This window comes from Mycolicibacterium sp. HS_4_1 (assembly GCF_054515875.1).
In genome coordinates, this window is sequence record NZ_CM137261.1 from 5,517,156 (window position 1) to 5,543,029 (window position 25,874).

3 protein-coding genes (1 of these 3 only partly in view) are annotated in these 25,874 nt (G+C 69.3%); all 3 read right to left on the reverse strand.

Annotated features, from left to right (window positions below):
* Tightly spaced (each overlapping or abutting the next), the 3 genes in view from ACX12F_RS26755 to ACX12F_RS26765 form a layout consistent with a single transcriptional unit that may run on beyond the window.
* Positions 1–2,970, reverse strand: a complete 2,970-nt coding sequence (locus ACX12F_RS26755) for an MMPL/RND family transporter (protein WP_459367263.1) — start codon at positions 2,968–2,970, stop codon at positions 1–3.
* Positions 2,967–18,386: a non-ribosomal peptide synthetase gene (locus ACX12F_RS26760; RefSeq protein ID WP_459367264.1), complete on the reverse strand. Its 15,420-nt coding sequence runs from the start codon at positions 18,384–18,386 to the stop codon at positions 2,967–2,969. The genes ACX12F_RS26755 and ACX12F_RS26760 overlap by 4 nt, the downstream gene beginning before the upstream one ends.
* Positions 18,325–25,874, reverse strand: partial view of a non-ribosomal peptide synthetase gene (locus ACX12F_RS26765; RefSeq protein WP_459367265.1) — the 3' end only. The gene runs 11,389 nt beyond the window's last position; 7,550 of the gene's 18,939 nt are visible here — the last part of the coding sequence; its start codon lies beyond the right edge, outside the window — the gene reads right to left on this strand; its stop codon occupies positions 18,325–18,327. Before ACX12F_RS26765 ends, ACX12F_RS26760 begins: the two co-directional genes overlap by 62 nt.

Consider the following 25,874-nt stretch of genomic DNA (forward strand, 5'->3'; position numbering starts at 1 on the left):
CTAGCTCAGGGCAGGTGCTGGGCTCCGCTTGGTTCGCGACGGCCACCAGTTGTACTTGCCGACCAGCACGGCCAGCGCCGGCACCGTCACGGTGCGCACGATCAGGGTGTCGATCAGCAGGCCGACGCCGATGATGAAGCCGCCCTGCACCATGGAGCCGATGCTGCTGAACAGCATGGCGAACATCGGCGCGGCGAAAATCATGCCGGCAGAGGTGATCACACTGCCGGTGCTTCGGACGGTACGGATGACGCCGGACCGGATGCCGTGTGGAGACTCGTCGCGGATCCGGGAGATCAGCAGCATGTTGTAGTCCGCGCCGACCGCCACCAACACGATGAACGCCATACCCGGTGTGCTCGCCGCCATCGGCTGGCCGCCGAGGATCTGCAGCACGATGACGCCGATACCCAGCGAGGACAGGCACGAAAGAATCACGGTGCCAACGAGATACAGCGGTGCGACGACGGCCCGCAGCAACAGCACCAGGATCAGGAAGACCACGACGACGGTCATCAACACGATGTACCGCAGGTCTTTGTTGAAGTAGTCGCGCAGTTCCGCGTAGTACGGGGTCATGCCCGACATCGCGATCTTGGCGTCGGCCAGCGACGTATTGGCCTGCGCGCCTTGCGCTGCCGCGAGGATCGCCTTCACCTGGTCCATGGCCTTGGTGTCGTACGGGTCCAGCTTGGACTCGACCAGGAAGCGCGCCGAACGCCCGTCCGGGGACATGAAAACGCGGGCCAGGTCCTTGAATTTGTCGTTGTCGAGGATTTCCGGCGAGATGTAGAAGCCCGCCGCCCCCGGCTCGGACGCGTGCAACTTCATCGCCAGCAGGAACGCCGAGGCGTGCGACAGGCCTTCACCGAGCTGCTTGGTCTGGTCGTCCAGAACACGTAACCCTTCGGCGATCTTGCGGCTGCCCTCGGCGAGCGCATTGGCGCCCTCCTGCAGGGATGCCATGTTCTGCTTCATCCCGCCCGCGCTGCTGCTGCCGTTGCCGTTGCCGTTGCCGCCAAGGGAGCGAAGGGCTTTGGCTGCCGCGTCCAACGAGGGCTGCATCTTGTGCAGACCGTCCGACAGCCGCTGTAGTTGGTCCCGCTGCCCCGCGCAATCCGGATCATTGTCGCAGCCGGGATTGTCCTTCCGCTGCTGCAGCAAGGCATCGGCCATCGCGACCATGTCCTGGAAGTTCTGACTGCCCGACCGGGGCGGGATGTTCGGCACATCACCGGAATTGCGCACGCTGTCCATCTGCCGCTGCGCGTCCTGGAATTCCTGCGAGCTCTCCAGCTGGTCTTTGATGCTCGCCATGCTCTTGTTCAGGCTGTCCATCACCCCCATGGTCTTGGTCAGCTGGGTACGCACGGTCGCGAGGCTGTCGGCGAGCTTGCCGGCCCCGCCGACCAGGGCCTGTCGCTGATCCACGCTGCCGTTGATCTTGTTGGTGGCCTCGGCGAGTTTGTCGCCGATCTCGCCGGCCTGGAAACTCAGCGTGGCCTGTTCCAGCGGGGCACCGGTGGGCCGGGTGACGCCGCGGACGGCCGCGATGTCGGGCAACTGCGCGACGCGCTGCGCCATCTGCTCGAGGTCGGCGAGGCCCTTCGTCGTCCGCAGATCGTGCGGCGACTGGATGAAGAGGTATTGCGGGGCCGTCACACTCGCGGGGAAATGCCGCTCGATGGCAGCCATGCCGATGTTGCTCTCAGCCGTCGCCGGTAGCGCGGTGCGGGCGTCATAGCTGGTGTGCAGCCAGGCCACGCCGGCGGCCAGCGCGATCAGTACGACCAGGCTGCCGACCAGGTGTCGCACCGGGTGGCGGACGATGTTGATCCCGGACCGGCGCCAGAAGCGGCTGGTCAGTTCTTTCCGGGGCCTGGCCCAACCGCGCCGTCCGACGAGCGTCAGGATCGCCGGCAGCAGCGTGATCGACGACAGGAACGCGATCGCGATCGTGACGGCCAGTGCCGGGCCGGTCGTCGAAAAGACCTTGAGGCTCGTGAAACTCATGCCGAGGAACGTCACCGCGACGGTGGCCGCGGACGCCGCGATCACCTTGCCGATGGCGGTCAGCGCCCGTGCCACGGCCTCGTCGGAATCCAGTCCCTGCCTCAGATATTCGTGGTAGCGGCTGATCAGGAAGACGGCGTAGTCGACCCCGGCGCCGATCATCATGGCGCTCATGAAGACGACGGTCTGCTGCGAAATGGGCAGTCCCCACGTCGCCAGGGCTGCCACGCCCTGCGTTGCCGCGGCCTGCGACACGGTGATGGTCGCCAGCGGCACCAGGATGGTGACGATATTGCGGTACACCGCAAAGAGAATCAGCAGCACCATGCCGACGGTGGCGGTCTCGATGACCCGCAGATCGCGCAACCCGAGTTGTTCGCGTTCGGCGACGGTCGCGGTCAGGCCCGTCATGTAGTACTTGAGCGTCGAGCCTGCGGTGTCTTGACCGACGGTGTGGTCGACGATGCCGACGACGCGCTTGTACGACTCGCTGGATTCCGGTGACCCGAGCTCACCGCGGATCCCGACCGGGATGAACCAGGCCTTGTTGTCCTTGCTGGCCAACACCTCTCGCATCGGCGGCTGGGAGATGAAGTCCTGCACCATCACGACGTCGGCGGTGTCGCGGTGCAGGCTGTCGACCAGGGTGCGGTAGGCGTCTTCGTCGGCTTTGGTGAGGCCGTTCTCGTCGGTGAGCACCACCAGCGCGATGTTCTGGATTCCGGGTTCGTGGAAGGCCGCGGTCATGTCCCGCGTCGCGGCCATCACCGCCGAGTTGCTCGGCAGCAATTCCTGGTTACGGTCGCTGGCCAGTTTCATCAGCGGTGGCACGGCCACCGACAACGCCACGACGAGTAGCAGCCAGGCGCCGATCACCGCCCACGGCCGGCGCAGCACCACCCGCGCCAGCAGCTCGAAAGCCCCGGCGAACACACCCTTGCCCGACCGAACCTTCACCGTGCCTCACCGCCCAGATGCCCGCCGTACGCGGCAAGCGCTTCGACGGTCAGCATCTCATGGTGCCCACACGCCACCGGGTGGACCGTGATGTCGCCGGCCACATGCGGGCGCCAGCTCTGGTCTAGGAAGGCTCCGCGCTCGGCGTCGTCCCGGGCGGCCGCGACCACCACGACATCACCGTCGAACTGCCCGGCCTCGTGCGCGCGGTACAGCGCGACGTTGACGTCGAAGTTGCGCACCAACAGGTCCGCCAGCCCGTCGTCGAGCATGCCGGTCAGCTGATCCCGGTCGACGGCCTGATTGGCGACGCGCAGGCTGGGCTCGGCGTCGAGCAGCACCAGCTGGTCGACGACGGCGCCGCGCCGCTGCAACTCGACGGCGACCGCATGCGCCACCACGCCACCGAACGACCAGCCCAGGAGGCGGTACGAGCCCGACGGCTGCGCACTCTGAATGCGGTCGGCGTACGTCGCCGCCATCTCGTTGATGGACCGCGGCGCATCCGGCTCGGACTGCTGGATTCCGATGATCGGGCCGTCGACGTAGCCGCCGAGCACCTGGTACGGCCAACTGACGCCGCTGACCGCAGGCAGGCAGAACAATGGGACGCCCGTACCGGTCTTGAGGACCTGCACCGGCGCGATCTCCGCCGCGGACGCGCCGTCCGTCGTCAGGCGCACACTGAGCTCCCACACCGTCGGCGCCTCGAACACGGTCGAGACCGACAGCTCGGTCCCGAGCTCCGCGCGGACTGCCGCGACCAGGCGCATGGCCGAGATGCTGTCGCCGCCGAGGTCGAAGAACGACTCGTCGACCCCGACGCGTTCGATCCCCAGAACCGCGCCGTAGACCGCCGCCAGTGCGGCTTCGGTGGCTGTGCCCGGGGCGCGGTAGGTGCCGGCCCGGTACTCGGGCGCGGGCAGGGCGCGGACGTCGAGCTTGCCGTTGACCGTCATGGGCAGCTCCGGCACGACGACGATGGCAGCCGGGACCCCGTGCGCGGGCAGCACGTCGGCCAACCGGGTGCGTAGCTCCGCGGGATCGGCGGTGCCGGTGAGGTAGCCGACGAGACGCTTGTCGCCGGTGCGGTCCTCGCGGACGATCACGGCCGCCTGATCCACGCCGTCGAGCGTCGCCAAAGCCGCTTGTACTTCACCGAGTTCGATGCGGAAGCCGCGAATCTTGACCTGCTCGTCGGCTCGGCCGACGTAATGCAGGCGTCCGTCGGCATCCCACCGCACCAGGTCCCCGGTCCGGTACATCCGCTCCCCCGCTGCCCGCAGCGGGCAGGCCACGAACCGATCAGCGGTCAGCCCCGGGCGGCCGGCATAGCCGACGCTCACGCCTTCGCCCGCGACGTACAGCTCACCGACGACGCCCTCCGGTACGGGGCGCAACCAGCCGTCCAGCACGAACAGTGCCGTACCGGGCACCGGTACGCCGATGGGCACCGAACCATGTCCCACCGTGAGCGGTTCGGTCATCGCTGCATAGACCGTGGTCTCGGTGGGACCGTAGGCGTTGATCATGGTGTGCCCGCACGACGTCCACCGGTTGACCAGCTCGGCCGGGCAGGCCTCGCCGCCGACCAGCAACGCCAGCGGCGCCAGCTCCTCAGGGATCAAAATCCCCGCGGCAGAAGGTGTTTGCGTGAGCACGTTGATGTGTTCGGCCACGAGTAGCCGCTGGAACTCGACCGGAGCGGCGGTGACCGCTTCCGGCACGATCACCAGCCGGCCGCCATGCAACAGCGCACCCCAGATCTCCCACACCGAGAAGTCGAACGCGTACGAGTGACACTGTGTCCACACCGGGTCGGCCGGCAGGCCCACGAGCGGAACGCCGAACTGCCGGGCGGCGTTGCGGTGCGCCACCGCAACGCCCTTGGGCATCCCGGTGGTACCGGAGGTGTAGATCAGATACGCAACGCTGTCGGGATCGGGCAGCGGAAGCCTTGTCGCGGGCTGGTTTTCGCCCGTGCTGTCGACGACGACCGGGCCGTCGAATCCGGCGAGCCGGTCCGCGAGGTCTGCTGTGGTGACCGCGACGGTCGGCGCCGCGTCGGACAGCACAAACGCCAGCCGCTCGCCCGGCAGTGCCGGATCGATCGGGAGGTACGCCGCACCGGTCTTGAGGACTGCCAGGATCGTCACGACCGCCTCGATCGACCGCGGGAACACGAGTGCGACCGTGTGTCCTGGCGCGGCGCCGTGCTCGATCAGCAGGCGCGCCAACCGGTTCGAGGCCGCGTCGAGGTCACGATAGGTCAGCGAGCCGTCCGGTCCGGTCAGCGCGGTGGCCCCCGGAGTGCGGTCGGCCTGGACGGCGAAGAGCTCCGGGATCGACGCCGGTGCAACAGAACCGGCCGCGGCCGCCCGGTCGCCCATCCGGTCCAACCGCGAGTGCTCTTCGGCAGCAAGAAGATCCAGCGACGACAGGCGCGCGGCGGGGGTGGCGGTCATCGCCACGAGCACCCGCTCGAACCGCCCGACCAGCGCGTCGACGGCTGCCGCGTCGAACACATCGGTGTCGTATTCGACGCGCAGGCCGATCTCCTCGCCCGGCATGGCCTGCACCGTCAACGGGTAGTGGTTCTGCTCGTGGCTGCTGAAGTCTGTGATGGTCAGTTCCCCGACGCCCCCTGATGCGGCAGCGCCCAACGGATAGTTCTCGTACGCGAACAGCGTGTCGAAGAGCCTGTCCTGGCCCGTGATCCGGTGCATCTCGGACAACGAGAGGTGCTGGTGGTCGAGCGTCCGGTTATGAGCGCCCTGCATCTGGTCGAGCAGGTCCGTCGCAGTGCTCATGGCGGTCGCGGTGGCCCGCACCGGCACGGTGTTGATCATCAGGCCCACCATCTCGTCCGCCCCGGCCACGTCGGTCGGGCGACCCGACACCGCGGTCCCGAACACGACGTCGTCCCGGCCGGTCAGCTGCATGAGCAGCTGGGCATAGGCGGCCTGCAAAACGACATTGACGGTGGTGTGGCTCGAGCGTGCCAGCTCGCCGACGGCGTGTGTCGTTTGCGCCGACAGTCCAACGGATTTCACGCCGCGGCCACCGGTGCCCGGTCGGGGCGCGACCAGTGTCGGGGTGTCGAATCCGGCCAGCACCTCGGACCAGGCGGCACGCGCGGCATCGAGGTCACGCTCGGCCAGCCACGTGACGAAGCGCCGGTACGGCACGGCGGCGGGGAGCCGGTACCCGTGATAGCCGGCGAAAATCTCCCGCAGCAGGATCGGCAGCGACCAGCCATCCATTACGACGTGGTGGTTGGTCAGCACCAGCCGGTGCCGATGTTCGGCGATGCGGATCAACGTGACCCGGAATGCAGGTTGGTCGGCCAGCTCACAGACCGCGGCGCGTTCCGCCGCACAGATGCGCTTGACCTCGGCATCCGTTCCACCGGCCGCGGTCAGATCGACGACCTGCCAGGAGATTTCCGGCGTCGTCGGGATGACCTGCACACCGAGTTCGGCGTGGAAGCGCGCCGCGAGATTCGGGTGCCGCTCGGCCACCAGCTGCACGGCGTCGCGCAGTCGGCCCGGCTCGAGCGGGCCGGCCAGCGTCAGATCCAGCTGCACGGCATACAGGTCGGCGTCGGCACCGGACTGCGCGGCGTGGAACAGCAGGCCCTGCTGCAGCGGGGTCACCGGCAGAATGTCGGCGACCGGCTGCCGGCACTGCAGCTCATCAATCTGCTTCTGGCTCAACGTGGCCGGTGCGATATCCGACGGGGTCAGACCGCCACCGCCGGCGCGGACCAGTGCGCAGATGCCGGTCAGCGCCTCGAACCACAACCGGCTGAGTCGTTCGACCTGCTCGCCGTCGAGCGCTGACCGGGCCCATGTCCAGTTGGCATGCAGCCGCGGACCGGCGTCGGTGTCCACCGTGCCCGCGTTGAGCTCGACGGTGTGCATCAGCGGCATCGGCACCGCGGTCGCCACCCCGGTGGTCTCAGCCGCGGCCGCGCCGTCCCGGCCGACCTGCCACAGCTCCTCGGACAATTCCGGTCCACCGCCGAGGCGCCCCAGGTAATTGAATCCGATTGCCGGATCAGCGGTTTCGAGGTCGACACCGTCGTTCAGGTAGCGCAGTAGGCCATACGTGAGCCCGTCGGGCAGCGCCCGCAGTTGCTCCTTGGCGTCCTTGATCACCGCCCCCAGTGCCGCATCACCGGACGCCACTTGTGCCCAGGGCAGCTCACCGACGGTGACGGACACGGGGTACTTGGTGGTGAACCAGCCGACGGTGCGCGACAGGTCGATGTTGTCGGCGATTTCGTCGTGCCGTCCGTGGCCCTCCACGTCGATGCCGATCGCGCCACCGCGGCCCGTGAATTCGGCCACCGCCAAGGCGAATCCGATCAGCAGGACGTCGTTGATGCCGGTATGGAACGCCGCCGGCGCCTCCCGCAGCAGCGTCTGCACAGTGTCGGCGTCGTCGAGCGTCACCGACAACTGCCCGGCGGTGGCGAAGGTGTCCCGCTCCGGCTGGACGGCCGGCAACAGCGCAGGCGTCGCCGCCACCTGTCGCCAGATGTCCGCCTGCGCGATGACCTCGGGGGCTGCGGCGTGCTCGGCAAGGACCTGAGCCCAGCGCTGGAACGACGTGCCGCTCGCGGGTAGCTCGACCGGCTGCCCCGCGCGGGACTGCAACCACGCGACGTTCAAGTCTTCCAACAGGATTCGCCAGGACACGCCGTCCACGGCCAGGTGATGGATGATCAGCACCAGCTGGCGGGCGGGCGCCACCCACAGAGCGCTGAGCATCACGCCGGCCGCCGGGTTCAACCGCGAACGTGCCGCGCGCACCGCGTCTTCGGTCAGTTCGTCAACGGTACGCAGGCGGTCCCTGGCGTCGACGACGCCCGCGTCGGGCACCTGCATCGACCAGTCGGTCCCATTTCCCGTCGCTTCGCTCGCCCCGCCGTCGACCTGGAGCCGCAGCATGGCGTGCCGGTCCAGCAAGGCCTGCAACAGCATTGCCACATCGGCCTCGGTGACGCCCGCCGGGGCCTGCACCACCATGGTCTGGTTGAACTGGCCCGTCGGGCCGTCCACGTTCGCCAGCCACCGCATGATCGGGGTGGCGATCACCGAGCCGACGCCCTCGTCGATGACATCGGTTGCGTCACTGACGGTTCCGACCACCAAGGCCAGCCGGGCCACCGTCTGCTCGACGAAGACGTCACGCGGGCGGCACGTCAGCCCTGCCGCCCGGGCCCGGGCCACCACCTGCATCGACATGATGCTGTCGCCGCCCAGTTCGAAGAACGAATCGTCGACGCCGACCCGTTCGACCCCGAGCACATCGGCGAAGACCGCCGCCAGGGTCTCCTCGACCCGAGTAGCCGGAGCCCGGTACTGGTCGGCGCTGCCGTACGTGGGGGCCGGCAACGCGCGCCGGTCCAACTTGCCGTTGGGGGTCAGCGGCAGCGTCTCGATCGCCACCACCGCAGCCGGAACCATGTACGCCGGAAGGTATTTGGCCACCGCGGTACGGGCCGCGGCCGGGTCCGCGGTGCCGGTGATGTAGCCGACCAGCCGCTTGTCGCCGGGGCGGTCCTCGCGCACGATCACCGCGGCCTGCCGGACACCGTCCAGACCGGCCAATACCGTTTGCACATCGCCCAATTCGATGCGGTAGCCGCGAATCTTGACCTGTTCGTCAGCGCGGCCGAGGTACTGCAACTGGCCATCGGCGCCCCACCGGACGAGGTCGCCCGTGCGGTACATGCGTTGTCCCGGTGCGCCGAACGGGCACGCCACGAACCGCGACGCCGTCAGTCCACCGCGCCGTACGTACCCCGCCGCAACGCCCGAACCCGCCACGTACAGCTCACCGACCACGCCGAGCGGCACCGGACGCAGCCGCTCGTCCAGGACGAATGCCGCCGCACCCGACGCCGGGGTACCGATCGGCACGGCGGGTGATCCCGACTCCAGTGGTGCGCTCACCGCCGCGTAGATCGTGGCCTCGGTCGGGCCGTAGGCATTGATCATGACGCGGCCCGCCGCGATCGTGTCGGTCGCCCAGCGGTCGACAAGTTCAGTCGGGCACGCCTCACCGGCCACCACCAGCGACGTCGACTCCAGGCCCTCCGGCGACAACATCAGTGCGGCAGAAGGTGTTTGCGTCAGCATTGTGACGCCTTCGGCCACCAGCAGCTCGTGCAGTTCCTCCGGCGATCGGGCCACCGTCTCGGACACCACGACCAGACGTCCGCCGTGCAGCAGCGCCCCGAAGATTTCCCATACAGACACGTCGAACGCCAGTGAGTGCCATTGGCTCCATACGCGTGCGGTAGGCAGCTGGTCTTTCAGTTGTCCCAGCAGTCCGACGACGTTCCGGTGTGTGATGGCCACGCCCTTGGGCACGCCGGTGGTACCGGAGGTGTAGATCAGGTAGGCGATGTCGCCCGCCTGCGGCGCCGGAGGCGTTGTGGTGGAATGGTTTTCGGTGCCGGTGCCGGCCACATCGAGCACCGGGCCGCCGAATCCGGTCAACCGCTCGACCAGATCACCGGTGCTGACGGCAACGACCGGCATGGCGTCGCCGAGCATGAAGTCGACGCGTGCATCCGGCAGCGCCGGGTCGATCGGCAGGTACGCCGCACCGGTTTTGAGGACCGCGAGGATCGAGACGATGGCCTCGGCCGACCGGTGGAACAGCAGGGACACCGTCTGCCCCGGACCCGCGCCATGGCCGATCAAGCGGTGTGCCAACTGATTTGCCGCCGCGTCCAGTTCCGCGTACGTCAGAGTCCGGCCCGCCCACGTGAGTGCCCCGGCATCCGGCGTGCGAGCGACCTGGGCGGCGAACAACTCGGGCAGCGACTCGCACGTACCGACGGGCTCGGTCAGCACCGCCCGGTGGCCGAGCTCGTCGAGGCGGGCCTGCTCGGCGTCATCGACCAGACTGACCGACGACAGCGACCGCTGCGGGTCGGCAGTCATCGCCGTCAGCAGCAGTTCCATCCGGTTGATCAGGGCCGCAACGGTTTCGGCGTCGAACACGTCGGTGCGGAACTCGACCTCGCCGCCTATGCCGGCGGATTGTCCTGTCTCGGTCCAGCGTTCGGACAGCGAGAACGTCAGGTCCATGCGGGCGGACTGCGTGTCCAGGGGGATGGACGAGACCTCAACACCCTTCAACCCGGAACCGGCAGCCGGATCGGTCAGGCCGGTGAAGTTCTGCCAGGACAGCATGACCTGCACCAGCGGGTGGTGGGTGAGGCTACGCGCGGGGTTGAGCCGTTCGACCAGCACCTCGAACGGCACGTCCTGGTGCTCGAAGGCCTCGATGCTGCGGGTCCGGACCTGGTTCAGCAGCTCGGCGAACGTCGGATCACCGGTCACGTCGGCGCGCAGCACCAGGGTGTTGACGAAGAAACCGACCAGGTCGTCGAGCGCCGGATCGCGTCGTCCGGCGATCGGGAAGCCCACGGCGACATCGGTATTCGCGCTGACTTTCGCGAGCAGCGTCAGCAGCGCGGCCTGCACCACCATGAAGCTCGTCGCATTGTGCTCGCGGGCCAGGCGGGCCACCCGCTCCTGCAACTCGGCCGGCCACTGCACGGCCACGGTCGCGCCGGCCATATCGGCGACCAGCGGGTAGGGCCGGTCGGTCGGCAGCTGCACGCGTTCGGGCAGCCCCGCCAGCGCGTCCTCCCAGTACGCCAGTTGGCCGGCCACCCGGCTCGAACTGTCGTCGAGCCGGCCGAATTGTGCCCGCTGCCACAGCGTGTAGTCGATGTACTGCACCGGCAGCGGCGCCCAGTCCGGCGCCTGGCCGGCACACCGATTGGCGTAGGCCACGCCCAGGTCGGCGACCAGTGGTCGCAGCGACCAACCGTCTGCGGCAATGTGGTGCACAACGGCCACCAGGACATGCTCGTCATCGGCGACGCGGAACAGTCGCGCCCGCAACGGGATATCGGTGGCGAGGTCGAAAGTGCCACGCGCGGCCGCTTCGAGGGCGTCCTGCAGGCGGCTCTCCGGCCACCCGGCCGCATCGACGACGTCCCAGCCGAAATCTGCTTGTGCCAGGGGGATCACGACCTGCTGCGGCGTGCCGTCCGGTGCGACGAGCAGCGTGCGCAGGATCTCGTGCCGACCGACCACATCGGCCAGTGCCGCGCCGAGGGCCTCGACGTCCAGGCCCCCGGCCAGTCGCAGGGCCGTGGCCATGTTGTAGACCGGCGAGGGTCCCTGCACCTGGTCGACAAGCCACAACCGGTTCTGCGCGAACGACAACGGCACCACGTCGGGACGCTCCGCCACGGTCAGCGGTTGTAGGGCACGCTCGCCCGCGACGATCCGCGGCGCCAGCTGGGCAACGGCGGGCGCCTCGAACACGGCGCGCACCGGAAGGTCTACGTCCAGTGCGGAATTGATCGCCGCGACCAGACGCATGGTCGACAGCGAGTCGCCGCCGAGGTCGAAGAACGAGTCGTCGACACCGACCCGCTCGACCCCGAGCACCTGCGCGTAGACGCCGGCCAAGATCTCCTCGGTGAGGCTGCCCGGTGCCCGGTACGCGCCGGCAACGTATTCCGGCTCCGGCAGGGCGCGGGTGTCGAGCTTGCCGTTGACAGTGACGGGCAGTTCCTCGAGGCCGACGACAGCCGCCGGGACCATGTAGCCCGGCAGGCGCTGCGCCAGCGTGGCGCGAACTTCGGCCGGATCAGCGGACCCGACGACGTAACCCACCAGGCGCTTGCCCCCGGTCTGGTCCTCACGGGTGATCACCACCGCCTGCTCGACACCGTCGACGGCCGCCAGCGCGGAACGCACTTCGCCCAATTCGATGCGATGGCCGCGGATCTTGACCTGTTCGTCGGCGCGTCCGAGGTAGCGCAGCTGCCCGTCGGGGCCCCAGCTCGCCAGGTCACCGGTGCGGTACATCCGTGTTCCCGGTGCGCCGAACGGGCACGCCATGAAACGTGTTGCGGTCAAGGCTGATCGGCCCCAGTAGCCGATCCCGACACCGCGGCCGGCCACATACAGTTCGCCGATGGCGCCGGGCCGCACGGGCCGCAGCCAGTCGTCGAGCACGAACAGCGCCGCACCCGGGACCGGCGAACCGATCGGCGGCGCACCGGAACCCGCCGCCAGCGGCTTGCTCTTGGACACCCACATGGTCGTCTCTGTCGGGCCATAGACGTTGAGCATCACGCGGCCGTTGCCGTTCTGCTCCTCGCGTCCGCCAGGCGCCCATCGATCGACCAACTCCGGCGGACACGCCTCGGCGCCGATCAGCAGCGCCATCGACTCCAGGCCATCCGGCGACAACACGCTCACCGCAGACGGCGTCTGCGCCAGCACCGTAACGCCCTCACGAACGAGCAAGGCGTGCAACTCGTCTGCCGAGCGGACCACCGCATCGGGCACCACCACCAGGCGCCCGCCGTGCAGCAGCGCGGCCCAGATTTCCCACACCGAGAAGTCGAACGAGTAGGAGTGGAACTGGGTCCAGACCTGCCCAGGAGCCAACGGCACCCCGATGTCGAGCCCCGCGAACAGCTGCGTCACGTTGCGGTGGGTGACCGCGACACCCTTGGGCAGCCCGGTGGTGCCGGACGTGTAGATGATGTGGGCGATGTCGTCGGGGTGTGGCCCGAGAAGTGCTGTCGCGACGCCATTTCGGCGGTGGGCAACTCTGACGACGTCCAGCACCGGCACGCCCAGTCCCGATATCTCGCCGGCCAGGTCCGGCGTCGTGAGCACCGCCACCGGTGCCGCGTCGGCGAGCATGAACTCGATGCGTTCCGCGGGCAGCGCCGGATCGATCGGCAAGTACGCCGCCCCGGTCTTGAGCACCGCCAGGATCGCCATGACGGCGTCGGCCGAACGCGGGAACACCAGCGCCACAGCCCGTCCCGGGCCGGCGCCCTCGGCTGCCAGCGCATGCGCCAACCGGTCAGAGGCTTCGTCCAGTTCGCGATAGGTCCACGACGACGCCTGGTAGGTCAGCGCCACCGCATCGGGCGTCCGCGTCACCTGGCCGGCGAAAAGACCCGGAACCGTTTCCCCGGCACCGGCTTCCGTCAGGGCGGCCCGGCCACTCCACTGATCCACGGTGATCTGCTCACCGGGCTCGAGGGCCTCGATCCTCGACAGTGGTCGTCCCGGGTCGGTGGTCATGGCGGCCAGCACTGTCTGCAGCCGCTCGATCATCGCCGCGATATCGGCCGCACCGAACACCGTGGTGTCGTACTCGGTGCGGATGGTCAGTTCACGGCCCGGCTGCGCCTGGACGGTCAGTGGATAGTGCGTGGACTCGTGGGTCGCGACATCGGTGATCGCCAGCTCGGCGTCGCTCGACAGCGCCGCGGTGTCGACGGGATAGTTCTCGAATGCGAACAGGGTGTCGAACAGCTGGTCCTGACCGGTGATGCGATGAATCTCACCCAGCGCCAGGTGCTGATGGTCCAGCGTGGCGTTGTAGCCGCCCTGCAGCTGATCGAGCAGCTCGGCCGCCGTCGTCGTCGCGGTGAGGTGGGCGCGGACCGGCACGGTGTTGATGAACAGCCCGACCATGGATTCGACACCGGAGACCTCCGCGGGCCGGCCGGAGACCGTGGTCCCGAACACCACGTCATGGCTGCCGGTCAGCCAGCACAGCAGCTGGGCGTACGCCGCCTGCAGCACGGTGTTGACCGTGGTGTGCCGCGAGCGCGCCAATTCGTGCACCGCCGTGGCGAGTTCCGCGGGCAACGTCACCGTCTCGACGTGCCGCGGCCCGGACTCGGTGCGGCCGGTGGGTCCGACCAGCGTGGGCGTGTCGAGGCCGCGGAGCAGTTCGCCCCAGGCGGCCGTCGCCGCGTCGTGGTCCCGGCCCGCCAGCCAGCTCACGTAGTTGCGGTACGGCGTCGCCGGGGGCAGCCGGTGGCCGTGATAGCCCGCGAAGATCTCCGCCAGCAGGATCGGCATCGACCAGCCGTCGAGCACGATGTGGTGGTTCGTCAGCACGAACCGGTACCGACCGGGTGCGACCCGGATCAGCGCGGCGCGGAACACCGGGCCGGTGGTCAGGTCGCACACGGCGGCGCGCTCGGCGGCGCAGACGTCTGCGAGCCCGGCGTCACCGTCGAGTTCCAGGTAACGCCAAGCGGTTACGGGATCGGACGGGATGACCTGTACCGGCTGGCCGAACTCCGGGTGGAAGTTCGCCACCAGATGCGGATGCCGGGCGACCACGGCGCGCACCGCGTCGTGCAGCCGGTCGACGTCGAGTTGCCCGCTGATCCCGATGTCCAGCTGCCCGGCATACAGGCCGTCGCTGCCCTGCGCGGTGGCGGCGTGAAAGAGCAAGCCCTCCTGCACGGGGGTGAGCGGCAGCACGTCCGCAACGCCGCGATGCTGTGCCAACTCGTCGAGGTGCTGCTGGCTCAGGCGAGCCGGCGCGACGTCGGACGGCGTGAGTCCACCCCCACCGCCGGAGACGTGGGCACAGATCCCGGACAGCGCCTCGAACCACAGCCGGCTCAGCCGGGTCACCTGTTCCCGGTCGAGTGCCGACGGCGCCCAGGTCCAATTTGCCTGCAGCCGTGGGCCGTCCGCAGTGTCCACAGCACCGGCACCCAGTTCCAGGGTGTGCATCAGCGGCATGGGAATCGCCATGGCCGCTGCCGTGGAGACACCCTCGCCAATTCGCCAGAGGTCCGCTGAGAGTTCGGCGGTGCCGCCGTGGCGACCCAGATAGTTGAACCCGATGCTCGGATCCGGGCCTGCCACAACAGAATCCGTGTTCGGGTACCGCAGCAGCCCGTACGTCAGCGGGTCCGGTAGCGCGCGGAGCTGCTCCTTGGCGTCCTTGATCACAGCCCCGAGCGCCGCGTCACCGCCGGTCACCTGCGCCCACGTGATGTCACCGAGAGCGATCGCCACCGGGGACTTGGTGGTGAACCAGCCGACCGTCCGGGTCAGGTCGACATCGGAGCCGAGTTCTTCGTGGCGCCCATGCCCCTCGACGTCGATCCCCATGGGCCTGCCGTACGCACCGGCGAACTCCGCCAGCGCCAAGGCGAATCCGATCACCAGAATGTCGTTGATGCCGGTATGGAAGGCGGCCGGGACGGCGCCCAGCAGCATCGCAGTGGTATCGGCGTCCAGCTCGGCGGCCAGGTGCTCCGCAGCGGCAAACGTGTCGACAGCGGGCTGCACAGCGGGCAACAGGGCCGCAGCCTGCTCGACGCGCTGCCACGTGACCTCGTGCTCGACGACGTCCGCGTCCCGGGCGTGCGCAGCGAGCAGTTCCGCCCAGCGCCGGAACGACGTACCGCCCGGCGGCAGCACGAGGGGCTGCCCGGCCCGGTGCTGCATCCATGCGACATTCAAGTCTTCCAACAGGATTCGCCACGACACCGCATCCACGGCCAGGTGGTGGATGATCACCGCGAGTTGCCGGGTGTCCGACACCCACAGCGCGGTGAGCATCACCCCGGTGGCAGGGTCCAGGTGCGCGCGGGCCGCCGCGAGCGCGGCGTCGGACCAGGTGTCTGAGGTGTGCAGGCAGCGGTGGGCAGCCACGGTGCCGGGCTCCGCGGTGGCCAGCACCCAGCCGCCATGACCGTCGTCCTCGACGCGCATCCGCAGGGCTGCATGGCGATCAAGCAAGGCCTGCAACAGGATTGCCGCGTCGGCCGCAGAGGCGTCGGCAGGAGCCTGCACCAGGACCATCTGGTTGAACTGGTCGGTGGGGCCGTCGACGCTGCGCAGCCATTCGATGATCGGGGTCGCCGGCAGCGGACCGACACCCGAATCGGCTTCGCCGTCCGAATTCTCGCTGACCTCGACCACCCGGGCCAGCCGGGCGACGGTCTGCTCGACGAACAGGTCCTTGGTCCGGCAGGTCAGCCCCGCCGCCCGCGCTCGGGTGACCACCTGCATCGACGAAATGCTGTCGCCGCCGAGGTCGAAGAACGAGTCGTCCACACCGACGCGCTCGACGCCGAGCACGGCGGCGTAGATGCCGGCGAGAATCTCCTCGATCGCATTGGCCGGTGCGCGGTAGTCACCGGCGGCGTACTCCGGTGCCGGCAGTGCGCGGACGTCGAGCTTGCCGTTGGCCGTCAACGGCAGTTCCGGCACCACGAGGACCGCGGCGGGAATCATGTACGCCGGCAATCGATCTGCCAGCGCGGCGCGGACCGCCGCCGGATCGGCCGATCCGGTGACATAGCCGACCAGACGCTTGTCCCCCGGCCGGTCTTCGCGGGCAATCACGGCGGCCTGGTCCACTCCGCCGAGGTCGGCCAAAGCTGCTTGGATGTCGCCCAATTCGATGCGGTAGCCACGAATCTTGACCTGGTCGTCGGCCCGGCCCAGATAGTCCAGCTGCCCGTCGGCGCGCCACCGCACCAGGTCCCCGGTGCGGTACATGCGGGCGCCGGGCCCACCGAACGGGCAGGCCACGAAGCGCGAGGCGGTCAGCCCACCGCGGCGCAGATATCCGGCGGCGACGCCGCCACCGGCGAGGTAGAGCTCACCCATGACGCCGATCGGGACCGGCCGTAAGTGGCTGTCCAGCACGAAGGTCGAGCCGCCCGGCACCGGCGAGCCGATCGGCACCGTCGGCTGTCCGGGCGTCAGTGGCGCGCTGATCGCGGCATAGATCGTGGCTTCCGTCGGGCCATAGGCGTTGATCATGACGCGGCCGGATCCCCAGCGGTCGACCAATTCGGTGGGGCACGCCTCACCCGCCACCACGAGCGTGACGCCGTCCAGCCCGGCGGGCGAAAGTGCGCCGGCCGCAGAGGGAGTCAGGCTCAGCACGGTGACCTGCTCGGCGGCCACCAGCGCATGCAGGTCCTCGGGCGCCCGCGCCACCGATTCGGGCACGACGACCAACCGGCCGCCGTTCAGCAGGGCGCCGAAGATCTCCCACACCGATACGTCGAACGCCAGCGAGTGCCACTGGCTCCAGACGCCGGACGTCGGCAGGCCGGAATCGGGGGCGCCGATCAGCTGGGTCACGTTGCGGTGCGCGACAGCAACGCCTTTGGGCACGCCGGTGGTACCCGAGGTGTAGATCAGATAGGCGATGTCGTCCGCGCCCGGTCCCGCCAGTGCGGTGTCGTACCGGGCCGCGTCGGCAGTGTCGTCCACACCGATGACGGGGATGTCCAGACCGGAGACCCGGTCCCCAAGGTCGTCCGCGGTGATCACCGCGACCGGTGTGGCATCGCCCAGAACGAAGTCGATACGGGCCGTCGGCAACGCCGGATCGAGCGGAACATACGCCGCCCCGGTCTTGAGCACCGCCAGGATCGCCACGATGGCCTCGGCAGACCGTGGAAGCAGAAGTGCCACAGTCTGTCCCGGTGCGGCGCCGTGCCCGGCAAGCAGATGCCCCAACCGGTCCGCGTGCTCATCGAGTTCCCGATAGGTCAGGGTGCGGCCGGCGCAACTGACCGCGACCGCATCCGGGGTACGCGCCACCACTGCGGCGAACAGTTCCGGGATGGCAACGTCGTGAGTGCGCCGGGCCAATGCCGCCCGGTTTCCGATGGCATCGATACGCGCGCGCTCGGCATCATCGAGAATCTCGACCGCGGACACCGGCACTGTCGGGTCCGCGCTGACGGCGGTCAGTACTCGCTGCAACCGTCCGATCAGCGTCTCGATGCTCGCGGCGTCGAACACATCGGTGCGGTATTCGACGGTCCCGGCGATGCCGGCCGGGGCACCGTCGGCGGTCCAGCGCTCGCCCAGCGAGAACGTCAGATCCATGCGAGCGGTCTGGGTGTCGACCGGGACCGGCGTCACCTCCAGGTCGCCGAGGGTCAGCCCGGCCGCGGCCTGGTGTTGTCCGGGCAGGTTCTGCCACGCCAGGAGCACCTGCACCAGCGGGTGGTGGGTCAGGCTGCGGGCGGGGTTGAGCCGCTCGACCAGCACCTCGAACGGTACGTCCTGGTGCTCGTAGGCCGCGAGGCTGCGCTGCTGCACCTGCGCCAGCAAGTCGGCAAACGTGGGATCGCCGGTCAGGTCGACCCGCAGCACGAGGGTGTTGACGAAGAAGCCCACCAGTTCGTCGAGCGCCGGATCGGTGCGACCGGCGATCGGGAAGCCCACGGCGACATCGGAACTCGTGCTGATCGTGGACAGCAACAGTGCCAGGGCGGCCTGGATCACCATGAAACCGGTGGCGTTGTGCTCGCGCGCCACGTGCGCGATCTGCTGCTGCAGCTCGGCCGGCCAGTCGATGGCGACGGTGGCACCGTGCTGGTCCGCCACCAGCGGGTAGGGCCGGTCGGTGGGCAGTTGCAGCCGTTCGGGCAACCCCGCCAACGCGTCCTGCCAGTAGGCGAGCTGCGCTGCGATCGGGCTGTCACCGTCGTGCAGATCACCGAATTGCGCACGCTGCCACAGCGTGTAGTCCACGTACTGCACCGGCAGGTCGGCCACTGCGGTGGCGCTCCGGCGCAGCGGCTCGCGTAGGCGACGCCCAGGTCGCGCGCCAGTGGCGTGATGGACCATCCGTCGGCGGCGATGTGGTGCACCGCGGCCACCAGCACATGCTCGTCGGCGGAAACCCGGAACAGGCTGGCGCGCAGTGGAATCTCGGATGACACGTCGAAGGCGTACCGGGCTGCGGCGTCCACGGTGTTCTCCAAGTGGTCCCTCGTCCAGCCGGTGGCATCGGTGCTCTCCCAACCGATGTCGGCCGCCGAGGCCGGTAGCACCACCTGCTGCGGTACGCCGTCGGGCGCGACGAACACGGTGCGCAGCGCCTCGTGCCGGCCCACCACGTCGACCAGTGCGGCGTGCAGCGCCTCGGCGTCCAGGTGCCCGGCGAGCCGCAGCACCGTGGAGAGACCAGGACCATCTGGTTGAACTGGTCGGTGGGGCCGTCGACGCTGCGCAGCCATTCGATGATCGGGGTCGCCGGCAGCGGACCGACACCCGAATCGGCTTCGCCGTCCGAATTCTCGCTGACCTCGACCACCCGGGCCAGCCGGGCGACGGTCTGCTCGACGAACAGGTCCTTGGTCCGGCAGGTCAGCCCCGCCGCCCGCGCTCGGGTGACCACCTGCATCGACGAAATGCTGTCGCCGCCGAGGTCGAAGAACGAGTCGTCCACACCGACGCGCTCGACGCCGAGCACGGCGGCGTAGATGCCGGCGAGAATCTCCTCGATCGCATTGGCCGGTGCGCGGTAGTCACCGGCGGCGTACTCCGGTGCCGGCAGTGCGCGGACGTCGAGCTTGCCGTTGGCCGTCAACGGCAGTTCCGGCACCACGAGGACCGCGGCGGGAATCATGTACGCCGGCAATCGATCTGCCAGCGCGGCGCGGACCGCCGCCGGATCGGCCGATCCGGTGACATAGCCGACCAGACGCTTGTCCCCCGGCCGGTCTTCGCGGGCAATCACGGCGGCCTGGTCCACTCCGCCGAGGTCGGCCAAAGCTGCTTGGATGTCGCCCAATTCGATGCGGTAGCCACGAATCTTGACCTGGTCGTCGGCCCGGCCCAGATAGTCCAGCTGCCCGTCGGCGCGCCACCGCACCAGGTCCCCGGTGCGGTACATGCGGGCGCCGGGCCCACCGAACGGGCAGGCCACGAAGCGCGAGGCGGTCAGCCCACCGCGGCGCAGATATCCGGCGGCGACGCCGCCACCGGCGAGGTAGAGCTCACCCATGACGCCGATCGGGACCGGCCGTAAGTGGCTGTCCAGCACGAAGGTCGAGCCGCCCGGCACCGGCGAGCCGATCGGCACCGTCGGCTGTCCGGGCGTCAGTGGCGCGCTGATCGCGGCATAGATCGTGGCTTCCGTCGGGCCATAGGCGTTGATCATGACGCGGCCGGATCCCCAGCGGTCGACCAATTCGGTGGGGCACGCCTCACCCGCCACCACGAGCGTGACGCCGTCCAGCCCGGCGGGCGAAAGTGCGCCGGCCGCAGAGGGAGTCAGGCTCAGCACGGTGACCTGCTCGGCGGCCACCAGCGCATGCAGGTCCTCGGGCGCCCGCGCCACCGATTCGGGCACGACGACCAACCGGCCGCCGTTCAGCAGGGCGCCGAAGATCTCCCACACCGATACGTCGAACGCCAGCGAGTGCCACTGGCTCCAGACGCCGGACGTCGGCAGGCCGGAATCGGGGGCGCCGATCAGCTGGGTCACGTTGCGGTGCGCGACAGCAACGCCTTTGGGCACGCCGGTGGTACCCGAGGTGTAGATCAGATAGGCGATGTCGTCCGCGCCCGGTCCCGCCAGTGCGGTGTCGTACCGGGCCGCGTCGGCAGTGTCGTCCACACCGATGACGGGGATGTCCAGACCGGAGACCCGGTCCCCAAGGTCGTCCGCGGTGATCACCGCGACCGGTGTGGCATCGCCCAGAACGAAGTCGATACGGGCCGTCGGCAACGCCGGATCGAGCGGAACATACGCCGCCCCGGTCTTGAGCACCGCCAGGATCGCCACGATGGCCTCGGCAGACCGTGGAAGCAGAAGTGCCACAGTCTGTCCCGGTGCGGCGCCGTGCCCGGCAAGCAGATGCCCCAACCGGTCCGCGTGCTCATCGAGTTCCCGATAGGTCAGGGTGCGGCCGGCGCAACTGACCGCGACCGCATCCGGGGTACGCGCCACCACTGCGGCGAACAGTTCCGGGATGGCAACGTCGTGAGTGCGCCGGGCCAATGCCGCCCGGTTTCCGATGGCATCGATACGCGCGCGCTCGGCATCATCGAGAATCTCGACCGCGGACACCGGCACTGTCGGGTCCGCGCTGACGGCGGTCAGTACTCGCTGCAACCGTCCGATCAGCGTCTCGATGCTCGCGGCGTCGAACACATCGGTGCGGTATTCGACGGTCCCGGCGATGCCGGCCGGGGCACCGTCGGCGGTCCAGCGCTCGCCCAGCGAGAACGTCAGATCCATGCGAGCGGTCTGGGTGTCGACCGGGACCGGCGTCACCTCCAGGTCGCCGAGGGTCAGCCCGGCCGCGGCCTGGTGTTGTCCGGGCAGGTTCTGCCACGCCAGGAGCACCTGCACCAGCGGGTGGTGGGTCAGGCTGCGGGCGGGGTTGAGCCGCTCGACCAGCACCTCGAACGGTACGTCCTGGTGCTCGTAGGCCGCGAGGCTGCGCTGCTGCACCTGCGCCAGCAAGTCGGCAAACGTGGGATCGCCGGTCAGGTCGACCCGCAGCACGAGGGTGTTGACGAAGAAGCCCACCAGTTCGTCGAGCGCCGGATCGGTGCGACCGGCGATCGGGAAGCCCACGGCGACATCGGAACTCGTGCTGATCGTGGACAGCAACAGTGCCAGGGCGGCCTGGATCACCATGAAACCGGTGGCGTTGTGCTCGCGCGCCACGTGCGCGATCTGCTGCTGCAGCTCGGCCGGCCAGTCGATGGCGACGGTGGCACCGTGCTGGTCCGCCACCAGCGGGTAGGGCCGGTCGGTGGGCAGTTGCAGCCGTTCGGGCAACCCCGCCAACGCGTCCTGCCAGTAGGCGAGCTGCGCTGCGATCGGGCTGTCACCGTCGTGCAGATCACCGAATTGCGCACGCTGCCACAGCGTGTAGTCCACGTACTGCACCGGCAGGTCCGGCCACTGCGGTGGCGCTCCGGCGCAGCGGCTCGCGTAGGCGACGCCCAGGTCGCGCGCCAGTGGCGTGATGGACCATCCGTCGGCGGCGATGTGGTGCACCGCGGCCACCAGCACATGCTCGTCGGCGGAAACCCGGAACAGGCTGGCGCGCAGTGGAATCTCGGATGACACGTCGAAGGCGTACCGGGCTGCGGCGTCCACGGTGTTCTCCAAGTGGTCCCTCGTCCAGCCGGTGGCATCGGTGCTCTCCCAACCGATGTCGGCCGCCGAGGCCGGTAGCACCACCTGCTGCGGTACGCCGTCGGGCGCGACGAACACGGTGCGCAGCGCCTCGTGCCGGCCCACCACGTCGACCAGTGCGGCGTGCAGCGCCTCGGCGTCCAGGTGCCCGGCGAGCCGCAGCACCGTGGAGAGATTGTAGGTGGCGGACGGACCCTGCAGTTGTTCGAGGAACCACAACCGATTCTGCGCGAACGACAACGGGATGACGTCCGGCCGCTCGCTCGCCGCCAGCGGCTCCCGCCGCGTTGCGGATGCCCCGATCCGCGGCGCCAGCTGGGCGATGGTCGGCGCCTCGAACACCGTGCGCACCGCGAGGTCCGTGTCCAATGCGGCGTTGATCGCCGCGATCAAGCGCATCGCCGCGATGCTGTCGCCGCCGAGATCGAAGAAGGAATCGTCGACGCTGACGCGGCTGTGTCCCAGCAGATTCGCGAAGATACCAGCCAGGATGTCCTCGACGGCGGTTGCCGGTGCCCGGTAGTCGCCGGCCACATAATCGGGTGCAGGCAGGGCACGCGTGTCCAGCTTGCCGTTGGCCGTCAACGGCAACCGATCCAGCGCCACGATCGCCGCGGGCACCATGTACGCCGGAAGTCGCTGCGCCAGTTCGGCTCGCACCGCGGCCGGGTCAGCGGTCCCGGTCACGTAACCGACCAGGCGCTTGTCGCCCGGCCGGTCCTCCCGGGCGATCGCCACGGCCTGCTGCACACCGTCCAATGCAGCCAAAGCCGTTTGCACGTCACCGAGTTCGATGCGATAGCCGCGGATCTTGACCTGCTCGTCAGCCCGGCCCAGGTACGTCAACTGCCCGTCGGCGCCCCACCGCACCAGGTCACCGGTGCGGTACATCCGTTGCCCCGGCGCCCCGAACGGGCACGCCACGAAGCGCGAGGCGCTCAGCCCGGCCCGGCGCAGATAGCCGACACCCAGCCCGGCACCGGCGACGTAGAGCTCGCCGATCACTCCGGGCGGCACCGGCCGCAACGAGGCGTCGAGCACGAACAGCGCCGCGCCACCCACCGGCGAACCGATCGGCACCACAGCGGATTCCGACACCGAATCGGTGGTCAGCGGCGCACTCATCGCCACGCACATCGTCGTCTCGGTCGGTCCGTAGGCGTTGACCATCAGCCGCCCGTCAGTCGCCCAGCGCTGGACCACCTCGGGCGGGCAGGCTTCACCGACCGCGACGAGCGCCGCGCGCTCCAGTCCGATCGGCGACAATACCGCTGCAGCCGTTGGGGTTTGGGTCAGGACACTGACGCCTTCGGCCACCAGGACCTGATGCAGATCCGTAGATGATCGGGCGACCGCGTCACCGATCACCACGACCCGGCCGCCGCGGAGCAGCGCGCCGAAGATCTCCCACACCGACACGTCGAACGCCAGCGAGTGGGCATGGCTCCACACGCCGGCGGCGGGCAGTCGCGTGTCGAGAGCGCCGAGCAGCTGGGTCACATTGGCGTGAGTGAGTCCGACGCCCTTGGGCGCGCCGGTGGTCCCGGAGGTATAGATCAGGTAGGCAAGTGAGTCGGCGTCCGGTATCGGCAACGCTGAATCAGGCTGCGCGGCAGCGTCAGCGACCGTGAGGACCGCCCCGTTGAAGCCGGACAGCAGATCCGGATCGGCACTGATCGCCGCCACCGGTGCCGCGTCGTCCAGAACGAACCTGATGCGCGCCGACGGCCAAGCCACATCGATCGGCAGGTAGGCGGCACCGGCTTTGAGCACACCCAGCATCGCGACGATGGCATCGGTCGAGCGGGAAAGCAGCAGCGCCACAACAGAACCCGGACCGACACCGTGCCCGGTCAGCAGGTGGGCCACCCGGTTCGAGGCCGCGTCCAGTTCCGCGTACGTCATCGATGCGCGACCGTCAGTCGTGGCTGGTGCGCCCATATCGGTAATCGCGACCGCCTCGGGTGCGCGCATGACGTGCGTGGCGAACAACTCCGGAATCGACACCTGGCTCGATGGCTGGGTCAGGACGTCCCGGTGCCCGCACTCCTCGACCCGGACCCTCTCGCCTGCGGTCAACAGTTCGACCGTGGACAGCGCCCGGGTGGGGTCGGCGGTGATGGCCGTCAGCACCGCGTGCAGCCGGTGTACCAGGGCTTCGACGCTCGCCGCATCGAACACGTCGGTGCGGAACTCGACAATGCCGCCGATGCCCGCGGGTTCGCCTGTCGCAGTCCACCGTTCGGACAGCGAGAAGGCCAAATCCATGCGGGCGGCCTGGGTTTCGACGGGCAGCGGGGTCACCGTCAGGTCGCCCAATGCCAGGCCGGCCGCACTGTCGACGTGCTGCCACGGCAGGTTCTGCCAGCCCAGCATGACCTGCACCAGCGGGTGGTGGGACAGCGAGCGTGCGGGATTCAGTCGCTCGACCAGTACCTCGAACGGCACGTCCTGATGTTCGTAGGCGGCAAGGCTGCGGGCCCGCACCTGCGCCAAAAGCTCTTCGACAGTGGGGTTTCCGGTGAGGTCGACACGCAGCACCAGCGTATTGACGAAGAAACCCACCAGGTCGTCCAGCGCGGGATCGCGCCGCCCGGCGATCGGGAAACCGATGGCCACATCGGAACTGGCGCCGAGCTTGGCCAGCATGACGGCCAGCGCGGCCTGCACCACCATGAAGCTGGTCGCGTTGTGCTCACGTGCCACGCGCGCGATCTGCTGCTGCAACTCGGCGGGCCAGTCGACTTCGATCGTGGCACCCGCCAGGTCGGCCACCGCGGGGTACGGCCGGTCGGTCGGCAGGTCGATCCGGTCGGGCAGGCCGGCCAGCGCGTCCGCCCAGTAACCCAGCTGGGCCGAGACCTCGCTGCCGGGTGCCTCGAGTTCGCCGAGCTGCTTACGTTGCCACAGCGTGTAGTCGACGTACTGCACCGCAAGCGGAGCCCAGCCCGGCGCCGCTCCCGCGCGCCGACTGACGTACGCCGTGCCCAGATCGGTGACCAGCGGCTGCAACGACCAACCGTCTGCGGCGATGTGATGCACCACGGCCACCAACAGGTGCTCGTCGTCACCGAGGCGGAACAGGCTGGCGCGCACCGGGATTTCGGTGGCCAGATCGAACGCGTACTGTGCGGCCGCACGTACGGCGGCGGCCCGTTGCTCGTCGGTCCACCCTTCGGCATCCACCACATCCCAGCCGAGCTCCACCTTGTCGGCGGGCACGATCACCTGGTGCGGCGTGCCGTCGGTCGCGGTGAACACGGTACGCAGACTCTCGTGCCGGCCGACCACGTCGCTCAGCGCCGCATGTAGCGCGTCGGCATCGAGCTGCCCCTGCAGCCGCAGCATCACCGGCATGTTGTAAAGCGCTGAGGCACCCTGCAATTGGTCGACGAACCACAGCCGGTTCTGGGCGTACGACAGCGGGATCGGGTCCGGCCGCTCTGCGGCGGGAATGGCCACCAGTGCCTCGCGCCGCGCCCCGCCGTCACCGATCCGCGCCGCCAGCTGAGCCACGGTGGGCGCCTCGAAGACGGTGCGCACCGGCAACTCGACATCGAGCGCCGCGTTGATCCCGGCGACCAACCGCATGGTGGACAACGAATCACCACCGAGATCGAAGAACGAATCGTCCACACCGACCCGCTCGACACCGAGGAGCTCGGCGTAGATGGCCGTCAGGGTTTCCTCGACGGCCCCCGACGGGGCGCGGTATCGCGCGGAGTCCTGGTAGTCCGGGGCGGGCAGCGCACGGGTGTCCAGCTTGCCGTTGACCGTGACCGGCAGTGCCGGCACGGCGATGACGGCGGCTGGGACCATGTAGCCCGGCAGCCGGTGCGCCAGCGCGGTGCGCGCCTCGGCCGGGTCCGCGGTGCCGACGATGTAGCCGACGAGGCGCTTGTCGCCGGGCCGGTCTTCGCGGGCGATCACCGCCGCGTGCTCGACGCCGGGCAGTTCGGCCAATGCCGAACGGACGTCGCCCAATTCGATGCGGTAGCCGCGGACCTTGACCTGCTCGTCGGCCCGGCCGAAGTAGTCCAGCTGTCCGTCGGGGCGCCATGACACCAGGTCACCCGTGCGGTACATGCGGGCGCCCGGCTCAC